21 protein-coding genes and 1 pseudogene are annotated in these 25,521 nt (G+C 72.3%); 11 read left to right on the top strand and 11 right to left on the bottom strand.

The features are described 5' to 3' along the window. The first annotated feature begins 133 nt into the window (after positions 1 to 133). Positions 134 to 2,899, top strand: a complete 2,766-nt coding sequence (locus ABZ117_RS10945; RefSeq protein ID WP_356819846.1) for an RICIN domain-containing protein — start codon at positions 134 to 136, stop codon at positions 2,897 to 2,899. Between the two features lie 25 nt (positions 2,900 to 2,924). Continuing rightward, the gene (locus ABZ117_RS10950) at positions 2,925 to 4,817 is read left to right on the top strand and encodes an arabinofuranosidase catalytic domain-containing protein (protein ID WP_356819431.1); all 1,893 of its coding nucleotides are present in this window, start codon (positions 2,925 to 2,927) and stop codon (positions 4,815 to 4,817) included. Between the two features lie 101 nt (positions 4,818 to 4,918). Here the strand turns inward: ABZ117_RS10950 and ABZ117_RS10955 are convergent, their stop codons facing one another. After that, on the bottom strand, positions 4,919 to 6,226 hold the full coding sequence (locus tag ABZ117_RS10955) for a hypothetical protein (protein ID WP_356819433.1): 1,308 nt from the start codon (positions 6,224 to 6,226) through the stop codon (positions 4,919 to 4,921). 301 nt (positions 6,227 to 6,527) lie between these two features. Between ABZ117_RS10955 and ABZ117_RS10960 the strand changes: the two genes are divergently transcribed. Next, positions 6,528 to 7,064 carry a phosphatase PAP2 family protein gene (locus ABZ117_RS10960; RefSeq protein ID WP_356819435.1) on the top strand — a complete coding sequence of 179 codons (537 nt, stop codon included), beginning with the start codon at positions 6,528 to 6,530 and terminating at the stop codon, positions 7,062 to 7,064. Positions 7,065 to 7,269: 205 nt separating this feature from the next. On the opposite strand, the gene ABZ117_RS10965 is transcribed toward ABZ117_RS10960, so the two are convergent. The 5 genes from ABZ117_RS10965 to ABZ117_RS10985 form a co-directional block, all read right to left on the bottom strand. Next, positions 7,270 to 7,644 carry an STAS domain-containing protein gene (locus ABZ117_RS10965; protein ID WP_356819436.1) on the bottom strand — a complete coding sequence of 125 codons (375 nt, stop codon included), beginning with the start codon at positions 7,642 to 7,644 and terminating at the stop codon, positions 7,270 to 7,272. Between the two features lie 327 nt (positions 7,645 to 7,971). Further along, positions 7,972 to 8,277, bottom strand: coding sequence for a hypothetical protein (locus ABZ117_RS10970; protein WP_356819438.1), 306 nt, complete (start codon positions 8,275 to 8,277; stop codon positions 7,972 to 7,974). A 173-nt stretch (positions 8,278 to 8,450) separates the two neighbouring features. Next, on the bottom strand, positions 8,451 to 8,885 hold the full coding sequence (locus tag ABZ117_RS10975) for a hypothetical protein (protein ID WP_356819440.1): 435 nt from the start codon (positions 8,883 to 8,885) through the stop codon (positions 8,451 to 8,453). Positions 8,886 to 8,985: 100 nt separating this feature from the next. After that, positions 8,986 to 10,617 (bottom strand): alpha-galactosidase, encoded by a 1,632-nt coding sequence (locus ABZ117_RS10980; protein ID WP_356819442.1) that lies wholly within the window; start codon positions 10,615 to 10,617, stop codon positions 8,986 to 8,988. Between the two features lie 304 nt (positions 10,618 to 10,921). Continuing rightward, on the bottom strand, positions 10,922 to 11,713 hold the full coding sequence (locus ABZ117_RS10985; protein WP_356819444.1) for a hypothetical protein: 792 nt from the start codon (positions 11,711 to 11,713) through the stop codon (positions 10,922 to 10,924). A 202-nt stretch (positions 11,714 to 11,915) separates the two neighbouring features. Here ABZ117_RS10985 and ABZ117_RS10990 point away from each other — a divergent pair, with 202 nt between their 5' ends. The 4 genes from ABZ117_RS10990 to ABZ117_RS11005 are packed head-to-tail and all read left to right on the top strand — an operon-like array spanning position 11,916 to position 15,671. Beyond that, entirely contained in the window at positions 11,916 to 12,860 is a 945-nt protein-coding gene (locus ABZ117_RS10990) for an ATP-binding cassette domain-containing protein (RefSeq protein WP_356819446.1), read from the top strand. Continuing rightward, complete coding sequence (locus ABZ117_RS10995) at positions 12,857 to 13,696, top strand: ABC transporter permease (protein ID WP_356819448.1); 840 nt, start codon at positions 12,857 to 12,859, stop codon at positions 13,694 to 13,696. The genes ABZ117_RS10990 and ABZ117_RS10995 overlap by 4 nt, the downstream gene beginning before the upstream one ends. Before the next feature lie 11 nt (positions 13,697 to 13,707). Next, positions 13,708 to 15,009 carry a sensor histidine kinase gene (locus ABZ117_RS11000; RefSeq protein ID WP_356819450.1) on the top strand — a complete coding sequence of 434 codons (1,302 nt, stop codon included), beginning with the start codon at positions 13,708 to 13,710 and terminating at the stop codon, positions 15,007 to 15,009. Beyond that, a complete protein-coding gene (locus ABZ117_RS11005) occupies positions 15,006 to 15,671 on the top strand; it encodes a response regulator transcription factor (protein ID WP_356819452.1) in 666 nt (221 codons plus the stop codon). Before ABZ117_RS11000 ends, ABZ117_RS11005 begins: the two co-directional genes overlap by 4 nt. 318 nt (positions 15,672 to 15,989) lie before the next feature. Here ABZ117_RS11005 and ABZ117_RS11010 read toward each other — a convergent pair whose 3' ends face one another. Genes ABZ117_RS11010 through ABZ117_RS11025 form a run of 4 tightly spaced genes read right to left on the bottom strand, consistent with a single transcriptional unit; the run spans position 15,990 to position 18,616 of the window. Continuing rightward, entirely contained in the window at positions 15,990 to 16,652 is a 663-nt protein-coding gene (locus ABZ117_RS11010; protein WP_356819454.1) for a response regulator transcription factor, read from the bottom strand. Continuing rightward, positions 16,606 to 17,334 carry a phosphatase PAP2 family protein gene (locus tag ABZ117_RS11015; protein WP_356819456.1) on the bottom strand — a complete coding sequence of 243 codons (729 nt, stop codon included), beginning with the start codon at positions 17,332 to 17,334 and terminating at the stop codon, positions 16,606 to 16,608. Before ABZ117_RS11015 ends, ABZ117_RS11010 begins: the two co-directional genes overlap by 47 nt. Beyond that, positions 17,331 to 17,936, bottom strand: a complete 606-nt coding sequence (locus tag ABZ117_RS11020) for a phosphatase PAP2 family protein (RefSeq protein ID WP_356819458.1) — start codon at positions 17,934 to 17,936, stop codon at positions 17,331 to 17,333. The genes ABZ117_RS11015 and ABZ117_RS11020 overlap by 4 nt, the downstream gene beginning before the upstream one ends. Beyond that, entirely contained in the window at positions 17,933 to 18,616 is a 684-nt protein-coding gene (locus ABZ117_RS11025) for a DedA family protein (protein WP_356819459.1), read from the bottom strand. Before ABZ117_RS11025 ends, ABZ117_RS11020 begins: the two co-directional genes overlap by 4 nt. Positions 18,617 to 18,733: 117 nt before the next feature. Here ABZ117_RS11025 and ABZ117_RS11030 point away from each other — a divergent pair, with 117 nt between their 5' ends. From ABZ117_RS11030 to ABZ117_RS11045, 4 genes and pseudogenes are all read left to right on the top strand, one after another. Further along, complete coding sequence (locus tag ABZ117_RS11030; RefSeq protein WP_356819460.1) at positions 18,734 to 19,105, top strand: BlaI/MecI/CopY family transcriptional regulator; 372 nt, start codon at positions 18,734 to 18,736, stop codon at positions 19,103 to 19,105. Beyond that, entirely contained in the window at positions 19,102 to 20,031 is a 930-nt protein-coding gene (locus ABZ117_RS11035; protein ID WP_356819462.1) for a M48 family metalloprotease, read from the top strand. The genes ABZ117_RS11030 and ABZ117_RS11035 overlap by 4 nt, the downstream gene beginning before the upstream one ends. A gap of 648 nt (positions 20,032 to 20,679) precedes the next feature. Beyond that, a complete protein-coding gene (locus ABZ117_RS11040) occupies positions 20,680 to 23,064 on the top strand; it encodes a phosphoketolase family protein (protein WP_356819464.1) in 2,385 nt (794 codons plus the stop codon). 155 nt (positions 23,065 to 23,219) lie between these two features. Then, positions 23,220 to 23,455: pseudogene (locus ABZ117_RS11045) on the top strand (histidine kinase); the annotation flags it as partial. Between the two features lie 60 nt (positions 23,456 to 23,515). Here ABZ117_RS11045 and ABZ117_RS11050 read toward each other — a convergent pair. Continuing rightward, positions 23,516 to 25,468, bottom strand: a complete 1,953-nt coding sequence (locus ABZ117_RS11050) for a PAS domain S-box protein (protein ID WP_356819465.1) — start codon at positions 25,466 to 25,468, stop codon at positions 23,516 to 23,518. Between the last annotated feature and the right edge of the window lie 53 nt (positions 25,469 to 25,521).

Genomic DNA, 25,521 nt, shown 5'->3' on the forward strand with positions numbered 1-25,521 from the left:
GCCCGGTTCCCGCCTTGCCGCCGGGCGGCTCGCAGCCCCGGGCAAGGACAACGATGTCGTGGAAGAGAGGTCCGCTGTGCGCATCAGCAGACGTGAGGTCATCAGAGGCGGCGCCGCCGTCGCCGGCGCGGCCGTGCTGGGGCCGGTGACCGGACGGCCCGCCGCGGCGGCGACCACGCCGTGGTATCCGGCCAACCGGGCGCCCCTGCAACCGTCGGCGTTCCTGCGGCTGCCGCCCGGCGCGGTGCGTGCGCGCGGCTGGCTCGCCACGCAGCTCGCCCGTCAGGCCGACGGCCTGTGCGGACACTACCCGCAGACGTCGCACTTCCTGCGGTACGAGGACACCGGATGGATCCACGCGGGCCTGGACGGCTGGGAGGAAGTCCCCTACTGGCTGCGCGGCTTCGTCGACATGGCCTACGTGACCGGTGACGCGACCGCACTGGCCACCGCGTCGACGTGGATGAACGGGGTGCTCGCCAACCAGGCGGCCGACGGGTACTTCGGCCCGTCACGGCTGCGGACGTCCCTCGACGGGCATGTCGACCTGTGGCCGCACATGCCGATGCTGCACGCCCTGCGCTCCTTCGCCGAGTACTCCGGCGACAGCCGCGTCGTTCCCTTCCTGACCCGGTACTTCGCCTACGTCCACGCCCAGCCCGCGGCGGTGTTCTCCGACGGCTGGGGGACCTGGCGCTGGGGCGACACCATCGACGTCGTCTACTGGCTGTACAACCGTACCGGCGACGCGTTCCTGCTCGACCTGGTGCACAAGATCCACGCGAACTCCGCCAGGTGGGTCGACGGCGTCGTCGACGGGCACAACGTCAACTTCGCGCAGGGGTTCCGCGAACCGGCCCAGTACTGGGTGCTGTCCGCCGACGCCGGCGACCGCAGTGCCACGTACCGCGACTACGCGACCATGCAGGACACGTACGGCCAGTTCCCCGGCGGGGGTTTCGCCGGCGACGAGACCGTGCGCACCGGCTACGGAGACCCGCGGCAGGGGTTCGAGACGTGCGGCATCGTCGAATACATGCTCAGCCACGAGATCCTGACGCGCATCACGGGCGACCCGGTGTGGGGCGACCGCACCGAGGAACTGGCGTTCAACATGCTGCCCGCCGCACTCGACCCCGAGGGCCGGGCCACGCACTACATCACCTCGGCGAACAGCGTCGACCTGGACAACAGCGCCAAGACGCGGGGCCAGTTCGCCAACGGCTGGGCGATGCAGTCCTACCGCTCCGGGGTGGACCAGTACCGCTGCTGCCCGCACAACTACGGAATGGGCTGGCCCTACTACACCGAGGAGATGTGGCTCGCCACCGGCGACGGCGGACTGTGCGCCGCGCTCTACGGCCCCTCCACCGTCACCGCCAGGGTCGGCGACGGCACCCTGGTCACCCTCACCGAGACCACCGGATACCCGTTCGCCGACACGCTCACCTTCGCGCTGTCACTGCCCGCACCGGTGGCGTTCCCCCTGGTTCTCCGCATCCCCGGCTGGTGCGACGCACCGGACCTGCGGGTCGGCGGAACAGCCGCGTCCGCCGGTCCCGGCCCCCGCTACGTCACGGTGAACCGCACCTGGCGCAACGGCGACACGGTCACCCTGCGCCTGCCGATGCAGCCGCGGGTGAAGGCGTGGCCGTCCCAGCACAACGCCGTGTCCGTCGGCTACGGGCCCCTGGGCTTCTCGCTGGCCGTCACCGAGAACTGGGTGCGGACCGGCGGCAGTACCCGGTTCCCCGAGTACGACGTCCACGCCGGCTCCCCCTGGAACTACGGCCTGACACCCCACCAGGATTTGAGCGTGTCCACCGGCGGCAGCGTCGACGATCCCTTCACCGCGGAGGGCGCACCGGTCCGGATCACCGCGCAGGCCCAGCGCATCGACGCCTGGCGGGCCGACAGCCAGAACGTCGTCACCCCGCTCCAGGACGGGCCCGTCGCGTCCTCGGCTCCGGTCGAACAGGTCACGCTCATCCCGATGGGCGCGGCACGTCTGCGCATCACCTCCTTCCCGCAGACCGGCGGCAGCCGCCAGTGGCAGTCCGGCACCGGCGCCGCCTTCCGCATCCAGAACCGCAACTCCGGCAAGGTCCTGGGCGTGGACCGGATGTCCACCGCCGACTCGGCGGACGTCGTCCAGTACGGCGACAACGGCACGGCCGACCACCTGTGGTACCTGCTCGCCGCCGGCGGTGGCTACTACAAGGTCCGGAACGCCAATTCCGGCAAGCTGCTCGGGGTGGACCGGATGTCCACGGCGGACTCCGCCCGGGTGGTGCAGTACGAGGACAACGGCACCGACGACCACCTGTGGCAGCTGCTCGACAGCGGCAACGGCCATGTGCGGTTACGCAACAGGAACAGCGGCAAGGTCCTGGGTGTGACGGGGATGTCCACGGCCGATTCCGCGCAGGCCGCGCAGTTCACCGACGACGGCGGCGCGGACCACGACTGGCGGTTCGTCCCGGACGGCCGGGTCGGTGTCGAGAACGTCAACTCCGGCAGGCTGCTGGGGGTGGACCGGATGTCCACGGCGGACTCCGCCCGGGTGGTGCAGTACGAGGACAACGGCACCGACGACCACCTGTGGACGTTCCTGCCCGACGCGGACGGCTGGTTCCGTGTCCGCAACGTCAACTCGGGCAAGGTGCTCGGGGTCGCCGGGATGTCGACCGCCGATTCCGCGCAGGTCGTGCAGTTCACCGACAACGGCACCGACGACCACCTGTGGCGGCTCGTCCACGATGCCGACGGTGCCTTCCGTATCCGGAACTGCAACTCCGGCAAGGTGCTGGCCGTGCACGACGCGTCCACCGACAACTCCGCGAACGTCGAGCAGTTCCAGGACAACGGGACCCCCGACCACCTCTGGCGCTTCCGGTAGATCCGCCACGACACAAGGGAATGTCATGTATCCAACAAGAATAGCCGCCGGTGGCACAGGCGCACGGGACGACCGGGGACCGATCCGCGGACGGGCGAGGACCGTGGCGGCCGCGCTGGCCACGCTCGCCCTCGCCCTCGGTGTCCTGATCGGTGTCCCCGCCGTGTCGCAGGCGGCGGGCTCACTGCCGTGCGACGTCTACGCCGCCGCCGGCACCCCCTGCGTCGCCGCGCACAGTTCGACGCGCGCCCTGCTCTTCTCGTACAACGGCCCCCTGTACCAGGTCACCCGCGCCTCGGACGGGGCCCGGGCCGACATCGGGCTGCTGTCCCAGGGCGGTTACGCGGACGCCGGCCGGCAGGACACGTTCTGCCAGAACACCACGTGCCGCATCACGAAGGTCTACGACCAGACGTCACGGCACAACGATCTCACCCCGGGACCCGCCGGCACCTCGGGCATGGGCGCCGACCGCGGCGCGGACGCGAGCGAGATCGCCGTCACGGCCGGCGGCCACAAGGCGTACGGCATCTGGATCTCACCCGGCGTCGGCTACCGCTACACCGGGGTGGCGTCCGGTGTCGCCGTCAACGGTCAGCCGGAGGGCGCCTACATGGTGGCCAGCGGCACGCACGTCGGCGCCGACTGCTGCTTCGACTACGGCAACGCCGAGAGCACCCCGGCCGACACGGGCAACGGTCACATGGACGCGGTGAGCATCGCGACCACGTGCTACTTCTCGCCGTGCAGCGGCTCCGGCCCCTGGGTCGAGGCCGACCTGGAGAACGGCATGTTCCAGGGGGACAACGGGTCCAACACCGCCAACCGGGGGAACGGCACCCCCTTCGTCACGGCCGTGCTGAAGAACGACGGACAGACCAGGTACGCGCTCAAGGGCGGCGACAGCCGGTCCGGCGGGCTTGCGACCTGGTGGGACGGCGCACTGCCCACGCGCGGCGGTTACCGGCCCATGCACCAGGAGGGCGGCATCATCCTGGGCACCGGCGGCGACAACAGCAACTGGAACCGGGGCACCTTCTTCGAGGGCGTGATGGTCGCCGGCTATCCGACCGACGCCGCCGAGAACGCCGTGCAGGCAAACGTCGTCTCCGTCGGCTACTCGGGTGAGACGGACGTGCCCGACGGACCCCAGGGCACGATCACGGGGCCGGGCGGCAAGTGCGTCGACGCCGCCGCCGACGACACCGGTGGCAACGGCACCGCCGTACAGCTGTGGGACTGCCAGTCCTGGGCCGAGGACCAGCACTGGCAGCACAACGCCGACGGCTCCCTGAGCACGATCGGCAAGTGCCTGGACATCGAGGGCAACGGCACGGCGGGCGGCACCGAGGTGCAGCTGTGGGACTGCGACGGCGCCGGCGGCCAGAAGTGGGTGCAGCAGGCCGACGGCTCGCTCCGCAACCCGCAGTCGGGCCGCTGCCTGGACTCACCCAGCGGCGCGACCGCCAACGGCACCCGCCTTCGGATCTGGGACTGCAACGGCGCCGCCGCGCAGAAGTTCTCCGTGGGCGGCGGCGCCCCGGTCACCGGCCCGGGTGCCAAGTGTGTCGACGTGGCGGCCGACGACAGCGGCGGGAACGGCGCGGCGGTACAGCTGTGGGACTGCCAGTCCTGGGCCGTGGACCAGCACTGGTACCACCACACCGACGGCTCGCTGAGAACGCTGGGCCGTTGCCTGGACATCAACGGCAACGGCACGGCGGCCGGCACCCAGGTCGAACTCTGGGACTGCGACGGCGCCGGCGGCCAGGTCTGGAACCAGCGACCCGACGGCTCACTGGTCAACCCGCAGTCGGGGCGCTGCCTCGACGCCCCCAGCGGCGCGACCGCCAACGGCACCCGCCTCCAGATCTGGGACTGCAACGGATCCACCGCCCAGAAGTTCACACTGACCTGAGAAACCTCGCCCTGACCTCCGCGCGGGCGAACGGCCGTCCGGCAGTCAGAACCGCCGTACGGCCGTTCGCCCGCGCCCTGGGCAGGCTCCGGTCCCGGGTTCTAGCCCTTGTGCCGGTAGACGACCAGGTACGGCTCATCGCCCACGACGTCAGTGAAGACACCGACCCCGTCGAAGTCGGCGATCGGTGTCCGCTCCCCCTCGGCCAGCGCCTCCGGGGAACCCGTGGCCAGTGGGAGTCGGACGGGGGCCGTGGTCCCGGTCAGGCTCTTGCCCTTCGTGAGCGAGGTGCCGTAGGCGATGCCGTCGTCGGTGACGGACGTGAAGGTGAGGGGCTTGGTGTCACCGGTCTCCTCGAAGCAGTGCCCCTTCTTCGCCCGGAGGTCGAAGGCGAGGTGCTCGGAGACGAGATAGCGGCCGTTCGGGGAGAGCGCGGAGCCGGGGGCCTCGCCCGGCCCGATGAACGGCTTGGCGCACAGCACGGAGGCCTGGACCCGGCCGGTCCTGCCGTCCAGCACGGCCCACACGTTGTGGCTGCCGCCGTCCTTCTCCTCCCAGCGGGCGATGAGGTGCCCGCCGCTGCCCGGCCACACCATGCCGGTCGCCGGATCGGCCTCGGCCGGCGCGATACGGTCGTCGTCCCAGGAGCCGGGGACGCCGAACGCACCCCCGCCCTCGTTGAGCACCACCGGCTCCTGCTCGGTCAGGGCCGCGACCTCGTTGCCGTAGGCGCAGGAAGAGCAACCGGGCACCTTCAGCGAACCGGTGTCATAGGTCGTGGTCCGGCCGGTGGCCACGTCGAGGGCGACCTCGCGCTTGTCCGTGACGGGTATCAGAAGTCTTTCCCCCGCGCCGGTGACCCGGCCCGTGCCGTAATCGGTTGCCGGGATCTCGGCATGGTGCGTGGGCGCGACGGCGTCGCCCGAACCGTCGGCGGCGTAGCTGTCCACGGCGTACACCTGCGCGGCCTTGGACAGGGCGTCCCCGCCCGTCTCGCCGCGGGACCAGGTGACCAGGTAGTCCTTGCCGCCGACGGGAACAACGAGGAGGCCGGGCGTCTCGCTCTCGGAGAGGTCCTCGAACGGCTTGCCCGTCCAGCGGACCCGGCCCGTCGCGGCATCTCGCAGGGTCACCCGGTAGGTGGAGCCCGTGCTGGTCATCGTGGCTATCCCGCCGGCATGCGGCAGCACGGCGTACGAACCGAGCTGCTTGCCCGAGAGCTGCCAGCCCCGTGAAGTGTCGTAGGCGGCGGGCACCTTGAGCTTCACCGAGGGCGCCGCTGCCGGGGCGTGCACGGGAGGTTCCTTGTCATTGCCGGAGGTGTGCGCGCGTCCCGGTCCGCCGCTGCAAGCCGCGAGCGATCCGACGGTCATGACGGCGACGGATGCCTTGACGAGTACGGACTTCATGCACTGCCCTTTCCGTTTTCGCGGAGGACAGCCCACGAGCCGAACCGCCTCCCCCGATGGCGTGATCATGATGGCACGACCACCGCCGCGGTCATCACGGTTTTCCTTCAGGGCGGTGAAGCCGGCGGGCGCGGATGCGGTGCCGGCCTGGTCGGGGGCGTTGGTCGCCGTCCGGTGTGCGGCGGTCGTGCGGTGTCCGGTGTGGCGCGACAGACGCTCGCGTCCTGCCCGGTGCAGCCGCGACCTGGTCACCGTGGCGTTGTGTCTCCTGGTGTGTCCGAGCCTGCGCTGGGCTGTTCCGATGGTGCATCCGGCGCACTACGACGCGGTGCTCGCGCGGGCCGACCGGTGGCTGTTCGGTGGCCGGGACCCGCTGCCGATGCTGGACCCGCTGGTGCATCCGACACTGACCGAGGTGCTGTGCTGCGCCTACTTCTGCATGTGGGTGCCACCGGTCCTGCTCGGCGTCGTCCTGTACCGGCGGGGCCGCGACCGTGAGCTGTCCGACCTGCTGCTGGGCCTGGTACTCATCCACTGCGCGGGCTTCGCCGGGTATCGCCTGGTGCCCGCGGTGGGGCCCTGGTACGGAGTGGCCGGCCGGTGCACCGTACGCCTCGTGCTCAAGGTGTTCGGTGTCGGCCTCGCGCTCGCCGTGCTGCTGGACTGCACCGTGGTCCGCGCGTTGCTGGTCCCGGCCCTCATGAAACTCTTCGGCGACGCCAACTGGTGGCTGCCGTCCCTGCCGGCGTGGGCGCGTCACCGCCGGGCCGCACGCCCGGCACCGGAGCCTGCCCGCCCCGCCGAGGACCTGCCGGCCGCGACGTCCTCGCAGAAGTAGAGGCAGCGGGATGCGACGCCGAGCACCGGTTCAGGCCGTCGCGCGAGATCGGTGACGCCACCGGTCCGCCGGCTGTTCCGCGGAATCCCGCTCAGGCCCACGGCGTTGCACATCAACAGGCACCCACGACCGCCGGGATCGTCGCCGGTGACGTACACCGCCGGCATCTGCCGCTCGCCGCGTATCTCACGTAGCACCGCACCGGTCAGGCGGAGCGGGAGGGCTGCGACATCTCCATGTTCTCGCGGCCGGTGGCGCGGTGGGCGGCTTCCACGGTGGGGTAGAGGGGGAACAGCGAGTCGAGACCGAGAAGGCGCAGCGTCTGCTGGTAGTGGGCGTCGAGGGCGGCCAGACGCAGGCTGCCGCCGTGCCCATCGAGGAGGCGCAGCAGCAGGATGAGCATGCTGATGGCGGAGCTGTCCAGGTACTGGACGGCGGAGGCGTCCAGGATCAGGGTGCGGCACCCCTGCCTGATCAGGTCCTCGCACTGGGCACCGACCATGGGCGCGTTGTCGTAGTCGATCTCTTCCGGCAGTTGCGCCACCATGGTGTCCCCGTGTTGCCTCCGCACCGTGATCATGCTGAACGCGCTCCCGTCTCGACCCGATTCGGTCCCTTTGTGTCCCGCACACTCCTACCCCGGACCTGATCTCCCACCCAGGGTCGTGAGTCGGAGCCTGATCCTACTCAGCGGCTCACGGCCCGCGAGCCGTCCAGGGGCCGGCGGCCGGAGAGAACGGGCGGGGGTGGCCAGTGGCTGATCGGCCCCCGCCGAACGCGCCGATGGGGAAGGTTCTCCGTCGTCCGAAGACTCGGGAACCTTCCCCATCTGGCAGTTTGTGCGCGGCCGCTTCCTCTGACAGCTGAGGTTCGGCCGGTTTCCTCGGGTCAAATGGCGAAGAGGTGCTCAGCGGGACTCGTCGTAAGGGTCGCGGCTGCCGGACTTGGCCAGACCGCGGCTGATCATGTAACCGACGGACAGGATCACGACGTAGAGCCATGCCTTGTCGGCGCGGAAGTAGTCGGCGTGGCCGTCATCGTCTCCCACGACCATGGAGGCGATGAGCACCGCGACGACCGCCGCGAGATAGGCGAAGAACTCGCTGGTCTTGAAAGCGGCCTTCGTCTCGGTCGACAGCCGACGGGTGTGGTGAACGGGCGCGTCGGTGCCGGTGTGGAGGCCCGCGTTGCCCGCCGGGTTGACAGTGCTCATGTGAAGGCACCTTTCTCGTCGTGGGGAGCGCCTGGTGCGTTCCCCGGAGAGGATGTGCGCCAAGATCGACGCGGTCTCTCCTGAGTACCCGAACCCAGTGGGTTAAACGGGGTGTTAGGCCATGGGCACGTCAGGCGTGGCGAGAGCGGCGGGGCCGGTCCTGCCGTTGGGGCCTACGCCCGGCTCCGGTTCCGGTCGCCGCCACCGGTGCGGTTCTCATGGGCGCCCCGAACTTGGCGTGTCAGCACCGGCCGTCTCGGTCCGTCAGGAGACGCAGGGCCGGTCGGCGGAGTCCGGGACCTCGGACAACTGGAGAGGTCCGGCGCCCACGGGGTGTGCCCGTTGCCGGTGTACGGGTACGTCCACGAGGCGCCGTCGGGGAAGGCCGTGCCGGTGTTCCGGAAGGCCGTACGGTCCGGGGAGTACTTCGGAGCGGTGTTGTCGCCGGTGGAGGCGACCAGGTAGCCGCCGTCCGGCCGTTCGCCCATGGACGGGTCGTGCACGCCGATGTCCCCGGTGACGCGCCCGGGCGGCGGGGTGCCGCAGGCCGCCGACGCCGGATCCGACGTGTGCCGGACCACCGCCACCGCCGCGGTCACCACCAGCACCGGCGCGGTGAGCAGCCTCGGTGTGCGACCGGGCGGGCAGGCCGGTTCGCGGGGACCGGCCTGCCCGCCCGGGTTGCCGGGGCGCTGGCGGGGGGCGGATCTAGCCGAGGGTCCACTGCTGGTTGGGCCGGCCGGTGCAGGTCCACAGCTCGGCCGGGGTGCCGTTGGTGGTGGCGGCGCCCGTCACGTCCAGGCACAGGCCCGACTGGACCCCGGTGATGGTGCCGTCGGAGTTGAACAGCCACTGCTGGTTCGGCTGACCGTTGCAGGACCAGGTCTCCACCTTGGTGCCGGCGGTGGTCCGGTTGTCGTACGCGTCCAGGCACAGCTGCGAGCCGCCGGAGTAGACGGTGATCCGGTGGGACGGGGCGCGGGTCCAGATCTGACCGGCGCCGCCGTCACAGTCCCGGATCTGCGCCGACGTCCCGGCGGCGGTGTTCGGGACGTCGAGGCACTTGCCGGCGCCGACGGCGTGGATCTCACCGGCGACGGTGCCGCCGCCGGTCCCGCCCGCGACGCGGTACATGACGGTGCCGTGGGCCGGCACGGAGGCGCTGATGGTGCCCGAGGTGGTGGAGGCCGCCCCGGACCACAGATCGGTCAGGGAGTAGGCGGACGCGCCGGTCTTACCGATCGCGGCGGCGGTGGTGCTGATGGTCGCGGTGGATCCGGTCTCGTTGAACAGCGCCACGGACACGTCGCCGCCCGCGAGCGGTTTGGCCAGGACGTCCAGGCCGCCGGAGGAGGAGACCATGGTGCCCTGCTTGCCCAGGGGGTCCTGGTCGACGGCGATCACACGGGAGTTGGTGTAGACGGACAGGGTGGTGGAGCCGGCGGAGGTCAGGTCCGTGCCCGCGATGAGGGGTGCGGCCATCTCCGCCCAGAGGCTGAACTCGGTGCGGGCCTCGGTCGCGGACAGTCCCCTGTTGCCGACCTCCAGCATGTCGGGGTCGTTCCAGTGGCCGGGGCCGGCGTAGGAGGCGAGTCCCGCGTTGCTGTGGAAGATGGACAGCATGCTGGCGAAGCTCGCGCTGATGTCGCCGGTGGTGCGCCAGCTGTTGCCCACGTCCGCGCCCCAGGTCCACACGTCGTCCTGGCCCCAGTTGCACAGGCTGTACAGGATGGGGCGGCCGGTGGCCGCGAGCGCGTCGCGCATGGTGGTGTAACGGGTCCGCGCGGGCGCGCCGGTGTTGTTGCAGTTGTCGTACTTCAGGTAGTCCACGCCCCAGGACGCGAAGGTCTGCGCGTCGGTGGTCTCGTGGCCGAGGCTGCCCGGGTAGCCGGCGCAGGTGGCGGTGCCGGCGTCCTCGTAGATGCCGAGCTTCAGGCCGAGGGAGTGCACGTAGTCGGCGGTGCCCTTGATGCCGCTGGGGAACTTCGCCGGATCGGGTACGAGATGGCCGCCGGAGTCGCGGGAGTGGGTCATCCAGCAGTCGTCGATGTTGACGTACGTGTACCCGGCGGCCTGCATGCCGTTGGTGTGCATGGCCTGCGCGGTGGACCGGATGAGCGAGTCGGAGACGTTGCAGCCGTAGGCGTTCCAGTCGTTGAAGCCCATCTGCGGGGTCGGCGCGAGACCGTTGCCCGACGCGGCCGCTGCCGGCGGGGCCGCGCCGAGAGAGATCAGCGGGGCGAAGAGGAGCAGGAGGAGGCCGGTCAGGGTCAATGCCAGCGCTCTGGACGGGACCGGAGCGCCTTGACGCGGTGGTGCGGCTTTCCGACGGCTGTTCATGGTGCGTCGACCTCCTGTGAGCACTCGTGGAGGGTTGCTCCGGCGCGGCGGAACACAGAGCACGGCCCAGAGGGCGAGCGCACGGAAGCGACCATAAACAAACAAAGTTGCTCACTCAGAGAAGCGGCCTCGCCTCGCCCCGTCAACCCCTCTGCACCGTCCTTGCGGCCTGACGCCCCACGGACCCGTCGGATTCGGGCCGCCGGCCCGCCTGCCGTCCACCACCACGATCCGGCGCACCGGCCGGCGGGCCGCCTCCGCGGGCGCCGGCCCGCTGGAAGAGGCCCGGAACGGCAAGCGGCTGTCAGAGCGCGGCCGGGGAGCGTGTGCCGCGCTGTGACACGCTCAGGTAGCTCACGAAGCCGATGATCGCGGCAGTCCACGCGAGGGTGACCGGCGCCAGGCCGAGGCCCAGGCCGCCGCGGGTGTGGCCGAGCGCCATCCAGTCGGCGAGGGAGGCGCCGAGGGGGCGGGTGATGACGTACGCGGTCCAGAAGGCGGCCACCGCGTTCAGGGTGCCGAAGCGGTGGGCCAGGGCGGGGACGCAGATGGCGGCGGCGAAGAGGACCACCGACCCCAGGTAGCCGAAGCCGACCGTGGCGGTGAGGTCGCCCGCGGCGGTGCCCAGGGCGAAGGTGGCGAGAACGGCCGCCCAGTAGAACGCTTCGCGACGGCGCGTCCGGATGCTGTGGACGGACAGCGTCCGCTCGCACACGTACCAGAGCACGAACACCGCGGCCAGTACGGCCATGAACGCCGGCGTCGACACCGCGTACGGCACGCCGAGGCCGACGTGCAGGACGTCGGCGGCCATGGTGCCGAACACGCTGACCATGACGACCGCCGTCCAGTACGCCCAGGCGACGTAACGGCGCAGAGCGAACTGCACGGCCAGGGAGGCCACCAGGGCGAGGCCGCCGATCGCGACCGCCGGTACCGGTCCGAGCAGCCGGGCGAGGAGGTCCGACGCCGTCTCGCCCATGCCGGTGGTCAGCACCTTGATGATCCAGAAGTAGACGGTCACCTCCGGCACCTTGTCCGCCATCCGGCGTACGGGGGCGAGGGGGCGGTGGTCGAGGACGTGCTCAGTGGTCATGATCCGCACGATGGCATCGCGCACCTGAAAGCAGCCTGAACAGCGTGTGCGCGGCAGCGCCGTCACGTAGTACCGCGGTACGACCCGACGGCCGCGGATCAGTCCCCGGTACCACCGGCTCGGGGCGGTTCGGTGCCTAACGTGGTCAGTGAGGCGTCAGGGGCGACCGATGGACGCCCGTGCCCTACAGGAAGAAACACGAATGATCGACGCACAGCAGTTGACGAAGAGGTACGGCGAGAAGACGGCCGTCGACGGGCTGGACTTCGCCGTCAGACCGGGCACGGTCACCGGTTTTCTCGGGCCCAACGGCGCCGGGAAGTCCACGACCATGCGCATGATCGTCGGGCTCGACGCGCCGACGAGCGGATCCGTGACGGTCAACGGCCGCCACTACGCCCGGCACCGGGCACCGCTCCAGGAGGTCGGGGCCCTGCTGGAGGCCAAGTCGATCCACCCGGGCCGCTCGGCCCACAACCACCTGAAGGCGCTGGCGCTGACCCACGGGATTCCCGCGCGGCGGGTCGAGGAGGTCATCGACCTCGCCGGACTCGGCAGCGTGGCGAACAAGCGGGCCGGCGCCTTCTCCCTCGGCATGGGCCAGCGGCTCGGCATCGCCGCGGCGCTGCTGGGCGATCCGCAGACGGTGATGCTGGACGAGCCGGTCAACGGACTGGACCCGGAGGGCGTCCTGTGGATCCGCAACCTGCTGAAATCGCTCGCCGACGAGGGCCGGACGGTCTTCGTGTCGTCCCACCTGATGAGTGAGATGGCCCTGGTCGCGGATCACCTGATCGTCGTCGGACGGGGGCGGCTGCTGGCCGACACCACCGTGGCGGACCTCATCCGCGAGGCGGGCGGCGACACGGTGCACGTGGCCACGCAGGACCCGGCGCGGCTGCGGGACGTACTGGCCGGACCGGGCGTCGACATCACGGGCCGTATCGGATCCGACGGACTTCAGGTGACCGGGCTGAGCGCCCGCGAGATCGGCCTGAAGGCGGCCGAGCACGGGATCGCGCTGTTCGAACTGAGCTCGCGGACGGTATCGCTGGAGGAGGCGTTCATGGAACTGACCAGGGATGCCGTGGAGTACCACGGCACCACGACCACCGAGAGCCTCGAGACCGCCGGGAGGCTTGCATGAGCACGCTGACGACGACCGCCGAGGCGCCGCCGGCCGCGCCCGCCCGCCCCGCCTACCGGGTGACCGGACGGCGCGTGCTGGCCTCGGAATGGGCCAAACTGTGGTCGCTGCGTTCGACCTGGATCACCCTGGGCCTGGGGCTGCTCTTCCTCGTCGCCTTCGGGCTGATCGCGTCGAGCCGCTACCGGTCCGGCATCCACTCCGGTCACCTGGACAGGGACTTCGCCGCCGCGACGGCCGTCAGCCTGTCCCTCTTCGGCACCAACTTCGCCCAGCTCGCCCTGGGCGTGCTCGGCGTACTGGTCACGGCGGGGGAGTACTCCACCGGCATGATCCGCTCGACGCTGGCGGCCGTACCGCGCCGCCTGCCCGTGCTCTGGTCCAAGGCGGCCGTCTTCGGACTGGTGGCCCTGGTGGTCGGCACCCTGGGCGCCTTCGTCGCCTTCGGGTTCGGCAGCGGCATCGTCTCCGGCACGCCCGCGGCGATGAGCCTGTCGCACGCCGGAGTGCCGCGCAGCCTGCTGGGCGCCGGGCTCTACCTCGGGCTCGTCGCTGTCATCGGTGTCGCCCTGGGCGCGCTGCTGCGGTCGGTGGCCGGCGGCATCTCGGTGCTGGTCGCCACGTTCATGCTGATCCCGGGCCTCGTCTCCCTGCTGCCCAGCTCCTGGCGGGACGACATCGGCCCGTACCTGCCGAGCAACGCGGGCGAGTCGCTGTTCGCCCTGACCCACGACAGCACCACCCTGTCTCCCACGGCCGGACTGCTGGTCTTCCTCGGCTGGACGGCGCTCGCGCTGGCGGGGGCGGCGTGCCGGCTGGTGCGCAGCGACGTCTGACCGCCCGCACCATGGGGCAGGTGACCACCTTGACCACCACCGAAGACGTCAGCGGGATGGGACCGCTGGTCGCCCGGCTCGCCCGGGGCGGCCAGCGGCTGCGGCACGCCGACCGGGCACATCCCTGGGTGCTGGACACCGCGGTGGTGGTACTGGTCTTCCTGATGTTCTGCCTGCCGGACCTGCTGCACGGCGGTGCCGGCGACGGAGACGGTCCCCGCCGGTTCCGGCTCGCCTTCACCCGGCTCGCCCCGTCGGCCGTGCTGCTCCTTCAGGCCGGTCTCGTCCTGCCGCTGCTGTGGCGGCGGCGCAGACCCATGGCGGCTTTCGGCGTGATCACGGCCGTCTTCGTCCTCCAGTGGTCCCTGGGTGCCGCGCTGCGCGCGGACATCGCCCTGTTCATCGCCCTGTACAGCCTGGCCCTGCACGGGCGGCTGCGGCAGCTGCCGTGGGCCTGCGGGGCCATGGCGGCCGGGATGGTGCTGGTCGCGGTGCGTGCCTCGGCGGCGGTGTCCGTCTGGGACGCGCTGTTCTTCCTGCTCAGCACGGCGACCGCCGCCCTGGCGCTCGGCCTGATGGTACGGATCCGCCGGGCCCAGCTCGCCGGGCTGCGGGACCGGGCGGCCCGCCTGGAGATCGAACGCGACCAGCGCAGCAGACTCGCGGCCGCCACCGAACGCGCCCGGGTGGCCCGCGAGATGCACGACATCGTCGGCCACAACCTGTCCGTCATGATCACTCTCGCCGACGCCGGTGTGTACGCCACGGACACCGCTCCCGAACGCGGCAAGGAGGCCCTGCGGCTCATCGGCGACACCGGCCGGACGGCCCTCGGTGAGCTGCGGCGCGTGCTCGGCGTCCTGCGGAAGGCGTCGGACGCTTCGGCCGGGGCGCCGGAACTCAGCCCGCAGCCCGGCGTCGCGGACCTGGCGGCCCTGTGCGATGGTGTGCGCAGCGCCGGCCTGGACGTCGTCTACCGGACCGTCGGCGACGTGGAGGCCCTGGACGGCGGGGTGCAGTTGACGGTCTACCGCATCGTCCAGGAAGCCCTGACGAACACCCTCAAGCACGCCGGCCCCGGCACCCGGGTGAACCTGTCGGTCGTCGTCGAGGACACCCGGCTGGTCATCCGGGTCCGGGACGACGGCCCGGCCGGACGCCCCGGACCGCCGAACGAGGAAGGACACGGCCTGGTGGGCATGCGAGAACGAGCGGCGCTCTACGGCGGCGACGTCAGCGCCGGACCCGCGGCCGGCGGCGGATGGACGGTGCAGGCCACCCTCGACCTGACCCCCCAGGCGGGCGCCCGGTGACCACCGTGCTCATCGTGGACGACCAGCCCCTCCAGCGCTACGGCTTCCGGGTGCTGCTCGACTCCATCCCGGAGACCGAGGTGGTCGGCGAGGCCGCGCACGGCGCCGAAGCCGTCCGCAGGACCGCCGAACTGCGACCCGACGTCGTCCTGATGGATGTGCGGATGCCCGGCATGGACGGCATCGAGGCCACCCGCCGGATCACCGCCGCCGGCGGCCGCTCCCGCGTCCTCGTGCTGACCACCTTCGACCTGGACGAGTACGTTCACGCCGCGCTGCGGGCCGGGGCCAGCGGCTTCCTCCTGAAGGACGCGCGCCCGGAGGAACTCCTCGCCGGCATCCGGGCCGTCGCGGCCGGGGACGCCGTCATCGCGCCGGCCCTCACCCGCCGCCTCCTGGACGAGTACGCCCAGCACGTGCCCGCCCGCCGCGGCGGGGCCGACGACCCGAGGCTGGGCTCCCTCACCGACCGCGAGCGCGAGATCCTCGTCGCCATCGGCAAGGGCTGGACCAACGGCGAGATCGCCGCCCACTTCGTCGTGTCCGAGTCCACCGTCAAGACGCATGTCGGCCGCGTCCTGTCCAAGATCGGCGCCCGGGACCGCGTCCAGGCCGTGATCTTCGCCTACGACCTAGGACTCGCCCGGCCCGGGGCCGGATGACCGGACGGCGAGGAGCGGGGTCGTCCCCGGCGGCGCCCTCCCGGCCGGGCCGGCCCTGCTTGCCGGCCCCCCCGTCAGGCGGCGTCCGGACGGGCCGAGGGCCGAGGGAGCGTCCGTACGACCCGGTTCGCGGCCGTCTGCTGTAACAGGCCCTACGCGAGGACGGGCAGCAGCGGATGGGGTGTGCCGGGCAGCGTGGTCGTCAGCAGCACGGAGCCGGCGCTGCTGTCGTCCATTCCGCCCGAGAGTGCGGGAGGAGGAGACGAAGGCCGCGCAGGGTGCGCGGAGCCAGCCGTGACGCGAGTGACCGGGACGGGATCATGACAGGCGGTGTCCGATCCCGCGGGCGGTGCCGATGGTCAGGGCACTGCCGCTGTCGCGCAGCTTGCGGCGCAGTCGGGTCAGGTACTGGTCGAGGGTGTTCTCGCTGACCTGGGCGCCCTCGGGCCAGCCCGCCCTGACCAGTTCGCGCCGGCGTACCACGTCCCCGTTCGCCGCCATGAGCCTCGCCAGGAGACGGAACTCCGTCGGGGTCAGATCGACGCGGTCGCCGTGCACGGTCAGGCTGTGCCCGAGGGGGTCCAGGAGCAGGTCCCCGGCCGTGGCCGCGGGACCGGGTGCGGCGCGTCTGACGGCCGCGCGCAGCCGCGCGGCGAGTTCGGCGATGTGGAAGGGTTTGGGCAGATAGTCGTCGCCCCCGGCGGAGAATCCGGCGAGACGGTCCGTGAGGCCGTGACGGGCCGTCAGGAAGATGACCGGCGCCAGGAATCCGTTCGCGCGCATCGCCTGGCACACGTCCCGTCCGTCCGCGTCCGGCAGCCCCACGTCGAGCACGGCCGCACCGACCTCGCACGTGGCCAGCCGCAGCGCGGTGGCACCGTCCGCGGCGGGCACCGGGTCGAAGTCCTCCTCACGCAGGCCCCGCAGCAGCACGTCACGCAGGATGTGATCGTCCTCCACGACCAGGATCCTGGTGCGCATGGTCCTCCGTCGGGTCGATGGGGGTGTGCGCGGGGCCGGTGAGGAACCGGTCGGGCAGCCACCAGGCCATGATGCACAGCAACAGGCCGAGCCAGCCGATAGCGAGCAGCCAGCCACCGACCACATCCGTGAACCAGTGCACCCCCAGGTAGACGCGGGTCAGCCCGACCAGCGCGCCCCAGCAGCCCGCGGCGGCGGCGAGCAGGGTCCGCCCGCGCGGATCGCGCAGGCATATCGCCGAGATCAGCAGTCCGGCGGCGAGGGCCGCCGTGGTGGTGTGCCCGGAGGGGAAGGCCCAGCCCGAAGCGTGCGTCGCCCAGTCGGCCCGGGGCGGGCGGGCCCGGGCGGCCAGCGTCATCACGCCGTACCGCACGGCCTGCCCGGAGGCCAGGCACAGGACGGCGAGGCCGGCGGCGGGCAGCCGGTGACGCGGCGTACGGACCGCGACGATCCCGGCCAGCACGGCGAGCGCGTACGGCACGACACCCGTCCCGGTGGCGGTGAGCCCGCGGGCCAGCGCCACGGCCATGTCGGGACGGTGAGCCACGCACCAGGCGTGCAGACCTCCGTCCGTGAACAGCGGACCTCCGTCGCCGAACACGCACAGGGTCAGCACACAGAACCCCGCCAGCGCCCCGAGGCCGACGCTCGCCGCCACATCGGCCACCTCCTCCCGGCTCACGACGCCACCAGCAGGGCGCGCAGGCGGGTGGCCGTGACCTGCCGGACCAGCGTGTCCGCGGGGTGGCGCAGTGCCGCCACGGCGAGCAGCGCGACCAGTGCGCCGACGGCCGCGCCGGCCGCCACGTCGTGCGGGTAGTGCACGCCGACCCAGACCCGGGACGCCGCCATCGCGCAGGCCGCGACGGCCGCCACGGCGCCGAGGCGGCGGGAGACGGAGTACAGCGCCACCGCGGCCGCGAACGCGATGGCCGCGTGATTGCTCGGGAAGGACCAGTCGCCCGGTGCCGGGCAGGCTTCGAGGGTGCTGACGTGCAGGCTCTGACAGGGCCGCTCCTCGCGCACCACCAGCTTCAGGGCGGCGTCCACGCCGTAGGCCAGGACCACGATCACCGGGACCGCCAGTGCCCGCACCGCCGCGGCGGCGGCGGTGCGCCGGGCCTGCCACCAGCCGATGACCATGAGCAGCGCGAACATTCCGAGACCGTACGTCGACCAGGCCGACACCAGGCCGTCCAGCCAGCCGGGAGAGCGGTGGGCGAGATCCACCACGTCGGTGTAGGCGGAGCCGTCGACCGACGCGCCGCCGAGGGCGAGCGTCATCCGCGCGCCTCCTTCGCCTGAGCCTGCGCCCGGACCTTCGCCGCCCGCCGGGAGCGGGACACCTCGACGGCCAGCGGGATCAGCGACACGGCGACGATCACCGCGACGATGGGCAGCAGGTACCGGTCCACGTCGGGGATCGAGGAGCCCAGCGCGTAACCGGCCAGGGGCAGGCCCAGGCTCCAGACGAGACCGCCGGCCGCCTGCCAGACGGTGAACGTCCGCGCGGGCACCTGGAGCGCTCCCGCCATCGGGTTCAGCACCGTCCGCACCACCGGCACGAATCGGGCCAGCACGATCGCCTTCGCGTGCCCGTACTTCGCCAGCAGCTCCTCGGCCCGGTGCGCCCCTTCGCGCAGCCGCGCCGAGGAACTGCGGGCGAGCAGCGCGCCCCCCGCTCTTCTCCCGAGCAGGTAACCGCACTGCGCGCCGGCGAGGGCGCCCACGGCGGCGGCGGCCAGCAGCGGTCCGAGTGACAGCCTGACCGGGCCGGCCGTGCCCGTGCACAGCAGACCCGCCGTGAACAGCAGGGAGTCGCCGGGCAGGAAGAAGCCGATCAGCAGGCCGGTCTCGGCGAAGAGCACCACTCCGACGCCCAGCACGCCGAAGGCGGCCAGCAGCGAACGGGCGTCCAGCACGTTGACGGCGAGCTGCGACGATAGGTGGATGGGTGTGGTCATCGTCGTGAGCCCTTCGTGCTGACGCGACGGATACGGCGGTACGGCATCCGACCGGTGACTACAATTCTGTAGACGGTCTACTGAACTGTAGACGATGATGGGGTGAGGATCGTTCCCATGAGCGACACCAACGACGAGCGACGGCCGGCCGGCGAGCTGGAGGCCGCCGTCATGGCCGCACTCTGGGCCGCCGGCACACCGCTCACACCGGGCCGGGTGCAGCAGGAACTCGCAGCCGACCTGGCGCGTACGACGGTGACGACCATCCTGTCCCGCCTGCACGAGAAGGGCGCCGTCGACCGCGAACAGCACGGACGCGGCTACGCCTACTATCCCGTCCACGACGCCGCGGGGCTCACCGCGCGGCGCATGCACGGCGAACTCGACCGGGACACCGACCGCGAGACCGTGCTGGCCCGCTTCGTCGCCCAGCTCAGCCCGGACGACGAACAGGTGCTGCGCCGGCTGCTGGAGGCCGACCAGGCATGATCCTTCTGCTGCTGGTCCCCCTCCTGGCACCCTTGGCGGCGCCGGCCCTGGCGCGGCACGCCCTCGACCGCCTCGATCCCGTCACCGCGCTGTGGGCACTGACCGCCTCCTCCCTCGCGCTCGCGGGGGCATGCGTGACGGCGCTCGGCGTCGTCGTACTGACCGCCCTGCTCAAGATCCCGGCCTTCGCCGCGCTCGGCGAACTCGTCCACCCCCTGCGCACCCTCTCGGACGGCGTCCTCGTCCCCGCCGCCGCGGCAGCGGCCGGCGTGCTCACCGTCGGCGTCTGGGCCCTCGGCCGCTCGGCCGTACGACAGGTCGGCGCCTTCCGCACCGCCCGCACCCAGGCCGACCGCCGCCCCGCCGCCGGCGACCTGTGCGTCATCGACTCACCCCACCCGGACGCGTACGCCCTCCCCGGCCGCCCGCACCGCATAGTCGTCACCACCGCCATGCTGCGCAGCCTCGACGCGGCAGAGCGCGAAGCCCTCTTCGCCCACGAACGCGCCCACAACGCCGGTGGCCATCACTACTTCCTCGTCGCAGCCGAACTCGCGGCCCACTGCCACCCCGCCCTGCGCGCGGCCCGCCCCACCATCCGGTTCGCCGCGGAACGAGCCGCCGACGAGGCCGCGGCCACCGCTGTCGGGGACCGGCGCCTGATCGCCCGGGCCATCGCCCGGGCGGCCCTCGCCGGCCACGACTCCCGTGCGACGCGCCCGGCCTTCACCCCCGCCGCGACGACCGGCCCCGTCCCCCGCCGGGTCGCCGCCCTCCTCGCGCCCCCCGGTTCCCGCCCGCACGCCACCCGCTGGATGGCCCTGCTCCTCGCCGCCTGCGCGGCGCTGTCCGTGACCGCCGCGACCGCCGGCGTGCTCACCGTCCATCACCAGGTGGAGGTCGCCCAGGGCGAGGAGAGTCCGTGACCCGGTGAGGCGCCGAGCCGGCGCGGAGGAGCATGCCGGTGGTCAGCGCGGTGCCGGCGACGACAGGGGCGGTACGGGTCCGCACGGCGCCCCGAGGGTGAACGCTGTGGTGCCCCGGCAGGTCGACCGCCCGATGTCCGCCCGTCACGGTCGGCCACGGACTAGGTGACCCACCGGACTCGGGGTCCTACGGGCCGGTCCGTGCGGGCCCGTCCCCGGCCGTCCGCCCAGCGCCCGTGCCGTTGCCGCTCACGGCCCGCGCCGGGCTCCGTCCCCGCACGTCGGCTCCTCCATGAAGCGGACCCGTCCGCCTACATCGCTCGCCCCGCCGGGCCCGGCCGGGCCCGATCCGCCCGCGGTGCGGTGCCGGCAGGTGCCGGTTCCGATTGGGCCGTGCCTGTGGGCACCGTCCCCCGAGGAGGTGTCGGTGCGCGCCCATCCGGAGCCGGTCACCGGGCGCGGGCCGGCCGGCGGGCGGACGCTCTACGGGGTGGACGTAGCACCGTGAACGCTCCCGGCAGGGACGGCCCGGCCCGGGGACGTGGGCCGGACGGCCCTTCCGGGTACCCGCCGGGCCGCCGGAGGGTGCCGTGCCTCCGGCACGCGTCGTCACCCGCCGACCGCCTCCCGACCCGCGGAAGGACCCAGATGTCCGTCGACACGCAGCAGGCGCCCGCCGAACTCACCGACGAGGAACTCGCCACCCTGGACGCTCACTGGCGCGCCGCGAACTATCTCGCCGTGGGCCAGATCTACCTCCTGGCCAACCCACTGCTGACCGAACCCCTGCGTCCTGAACACATCAAGCCGCGCCTGCTCGGCCACTGGGGCACCTCACCCGGCCTCAACCTGGTCCACACCCACCTCAACCGCGTCATCAGCGCCCGCGACCTGAACGCCGTCTGCATCTGGGGGCCCGGCCACGGCGGCCCGGCCGTCCTGGCCAACTCCTGGCTGGAGGGCTCGTACACCGAGACCTATCCGGACATCACCCGGGACGCGGCCGGCATGGCCCGGCTGTTCCGGCAGTTCTCCTTCCCCGGCGGGGTCCCCAGCCATGTCGCCCCCGAGACCCCGGGCTCGATCCACGAGGGCGGGGAACTCGGCTACTCCCTCTCGCACGCCTACGGCGCCGCCCTCGACAACCCGGACCTGCTGGTCGCCTGCGTGATCGGCGACGGTGAGGCGGAGACCGGGCCGCTGGCCGCCTCCTGGCACTCCAACAAGTTCCTCGACCCGGTCCACGACGGTGCCGTGCTGCCGGTCCTGCACCTCAACGGCTACAAGATCGCCAACCCGACGGTGCTGTCGCGGCTGCCCGAGCCGGAACTGGACGACCTCCTCAAGGGCTATGGCCACGACCCGATCCACGTCAGCGGCGACGACCCGGCGGCCGTCCACCGCGCGATGGCCGATGCCATGGACACCGCGGTCGACCGCATCGCCGCCCTCCAGCGCGCCGCCCGTGAAGAGGGCGCCACCGACCGTCCCCGCTGGCCGGTGATCGTCCTGCGCACCCCCAAGGGCTGGACCGGGCCCGCCGAGGTCGACGGACTGCCCGTCGAGGGCACCTGGCGCGCCCACCAGGTGCCGCTCTCCGCCGTACGGGACAACCCCGAGCACCTGCGGCAGCTGGAGCAATGGATGCGCTCCTACCGGCCCGGGGAACTGTTCGACGAGGACGGCGCTCCGCGCGCGGACGTGCTGGCCTGCGTCCCGCACGGAACCCGGCGCCTCGGCGCCACCCCGCACGCCAACGGCGGCCTCCTGCTGCGCGAACTGCCCCTGCCGCCACTGGAGAAGTACGCCGTCGAGGTCGACAGGCCCGGCGCGAGCATGCACGAGCCGACCCGCGTCCTCGGCGACATGCTCCGGGACGTCATGGCCGCAACCACCGACCGGCGCGACTTCCGCCTGGTCGGCCCCGACGAGACCGCCTCCAACCGGCTCCAGGCGGTCTACACGGCCAGCGGCAAGGCCTGGCAGGCCGAGACCCTGCCGGTGGACGAGGACCTCGACCCGCACGGCCGCGTGATGGAGGTCCTCTCCGAACACACCTGCCAGGGCTGGCTGGAGGGTTACCTCCTCACCGGGCGGCACGGGCTGTTCTCCTGCTACGAGGCGTTCGCCCACATCGTCGACTCGATGGTCAACCAGCACATCAAGTGGCTGCGCACCACCCGCCGCCTGTCCTGGCGGGCCCCCATTGCCTCCCTCAACTACCTGCTCACCTCGCACGTGTGGCGGCAGGACCACAACGGCTTCTCCCATCAGGACCCCGGCTTCGTCGACCACGTCCTGAACAAGAGCCCGGAAGTGGTGCGGGTCTATCTGCCGCCGGACGCCAACACCCTGCTGTCGGTCGCCGACCACGCCCTGCGCAGCCGCGACTACGTCAACGTGATCGTCGCCGGCAAACAGCCCTGCTTCGACTGGCTGCCGATGCAGGAGGCGAAGGTCCACTGCGCCCGCGGTGCCGGCATCTGGCAGTGGGCCGGCACCGAGGACGGCACGCGCGAACCGGACGTGGTACTGGCCTGCGCGGGCGACGTACCCACCCAGGAGGTGCTGGCCGCCGCCCAGCTGCTGCGCCGCCACCTGCCCGAGGTGATGGTGCGGGTGGTGAACGTCGTCGACATCGCCCGGTTGCTGCCGGCCGGAGAACACCCGCACGGTATGGGGGACTTCGAGTACGACGGACTGTTCGCCACGGACAAGCCGGTGATCTTCGGGTACCACGGCTACCCGTGGCTGATCCACCGACTCGCCTATCGCCGCACCGGCCACCCGCACCTGCACGTACGCGGCTACAAGGAGATCGGCACCACGACGACACCGTTCGACATGGTGGTCCGCAACGACCTCGACCGCTACCGCCTCGTCATGGACGTCATCGACCGCGTCCCCGGTCTGGCGGTGCGGGCCGCGACCCTGCGTCAGCACATGGAGGACACCCGGCAGCGGCACCACGTGTGGATCCGCGAGCACGGGACGGACCTGCCCGAGGTGGCCGACTGGTCCTGGGACGACTGAACGGCCGGGCCGGGCGGGAGCGCCCGGCACCGGCCCACCTTCGAGAACGGGGGTCCCCGCGCCCCTGGCGGCCGGGTGGGCGAAGCAGGGCCGACCGGCCCTGGTCCCCGGACCCACGGCAGGGGGAGGATCGGCGGGGAGCACCGCACGCGCCGTCCGAGTCCCTGACCAGCATCGCCCGCCACGCGCACGCCGGCCACGCGGACGTGGCGCCGGAAACCGACGGCAACGAGGTACGGCTCACCGTCACCGACAAGGGCGTCGGCGTCCCGGCCGGGGGCCGCCGTGGCGGTCTGCGCAACATGACGGACGGGCCCATGGCCTCGGCGGGGACCTGGAACTCGTCCGCCCGCGGGACGGGGGCACCCGGCTGGTGCGGCACGCGCCCTGACGCGGACGCCGCCGGCCCCGCGCGGCTCGCCCGCGGCGCCGGGCGTACGGCCGGCCCGGCTCAGAGCTTCAGCGTGAACCAGGTCGTCTTGCCCTCGTCGGTCGGCCGCACCCCCCAGCTGTGGGCGAGCGTGCGGACCAGCAGGAGGCCCCGGCCGGACTGCTCGTCCTCGGCCGCGTGGCGGGGCTGGGGCAGATGCGGGCTGTGGTCGCTGACCTCCACGGTGAGGTCGGTTGAGGTGCGGCACAGACGGAGCCCCAGCGGGCCCGCGGCGTGCTGCACGGCGTTGGTGAGGGTCTCGGACAGCAGCAGGAGGGCGTCGTCGGCCGGTGCCGCGCACTCCCACGAGGCGAGCGTCCGCCGGAGGAAGGCCCGGCCCTCGGGGACGGAGGAGGCGGTGGCGGGCAGCTCGGTGGTCACGGCGGCCAGGGGGGCGGCCGGGAGCTGGGCCAGCAGGAGCGTCACGTCGTCGTTGTGGCCGTCCGCGTCGGGCAGCAGCGTGGCCAGCACGTGGTCGGCGGCGGCCTCCAGCCCGTCCGCCCGGAGGAAGAAGGTGTCGAGGACGGCGGTGAGTTCGGCGAGGCGCGCTTCGATGTCGCTGTCGGGCGTCTCGATCAGGCCGTCGGTGTACAGCACGAGCGTGGCGCCGGGCGTCATGTCGGTGCGGGACTGTTCGTAGAGGATGTCGCCGACGCCGAGCGGGGCGTTGACCGGGGCGGGAAGGGCGCGGACGCCGTCCCAGGGGCCGACGACGAGGGTCGGCAGATGTCCGGCGGAACACACCGTCACGGTACCGGCGTCCGGGGCGATGATCAGATAGCAGCAGGTGACCAGCTGGTCCGGCACGTCCAGGTCGGTGACGACCGTGTCGAGGGCCTGCATCAGCTGGCGGGGCTGCATGCCCGTCTTGGCGAGCGCGTGCGCGGCCGAGCGCAGCTGGCCCATCACGGCGGCCGCCTCCAGCCCGCGGCCCATCACGTCGCCGATGAGGACCCCGACCCGCCCCGCGCCCAGCGGTATGAGGTCGAACCAGTCACCGCCGACGCCGGCGCCCTGCGTCGCCGGCCGGTAGCGGCTCGCGGTGGCCAGGCCGGGGATGGCCGGCGGCGTCCCCATGAGACTGCGCTGCAACGTGAGCGCGATGTGCCGCTGTTGCTCCAGCAGGGCCGTGAGTTCCGCCTCCGCGCGCTTGCGGTCGCTGATGTCCCGCACGATGGCACAGGCGCTGACGACCTTCCCGCAGCTGTCCCGGGTCGGCCACAGCGTGACGTCCACGTCCAGCAGCGCCCCGCCCCTGGTGACCCGCAGGGCCTCGAAGTGCTCGACCTTCTCGCCCTCGCGCAGCCGTTCCAGCAGGGCCCGGATGTCGTCCTGCATCTCGGCCGGGGCGAGGAGCGAGACGTGCCGGCCGATCGCCTCCTGGGCGGTGTAGCCGTACAGCCGTGCCGCGGCGGCGTTCCAGTAGGTGATGTAGCCGTCGAGGGTCTTGGCGAGGATCGCGTCCTGGGAGGACTCGACGAGCGCGGCGAGTTCGTTGATGCGGGCCTCGGCCGCCTTGCGGTCGCTGACGTCGCGCACGGCGGCCGACACCAGCAGTCCGTCCGCCGTCTCCATCGGGCTCAGGCTGATCTCCACGGGGAACTCGCTGCCGTTCTTGCGCAGTCCGTACAGTTGCAGCCCGGCCCCCATGGGACGCACCTGGCGGTTGGCGGCGTAACCGTCGCGGTGACGGGTGTGATGGCCCCGGAAGCGGTGCGGGACCAGCAACTCCACGGGCCGGCCGAGCAGTTCCTGGCGCCGGTAGCCGAACAGGGCCTCCGTCTGGGCATTGACCAGCCTGATGATACCGGTGTCGTCGACGATGATCATGGCGTCCGGCGCCGCCTCCAGCAGCCCGCGGAACCGTTCCTCGGCCGCCGACGGGCCGCCCTGCCGCACGTCGGTGCCGCACCGGCACTGCCCGAGGGCCGGAGGTGCCGCGGAGTGCGCCGGCCCGTACACGAAAGCGTTCATACGTACCCGCCAGTTCGCTCGTGATGCTGCGGCCATCCCAGCGCATGCGGGAC

It is taken from the genome of Streptomyces sp. NPDC006309 (assembly GCF_040613095.1).
GTDB lineage: Bacteria > Actinomycetota > Actinomycetes > Streptomycetales > Streptomycetaceae > Streptomyces.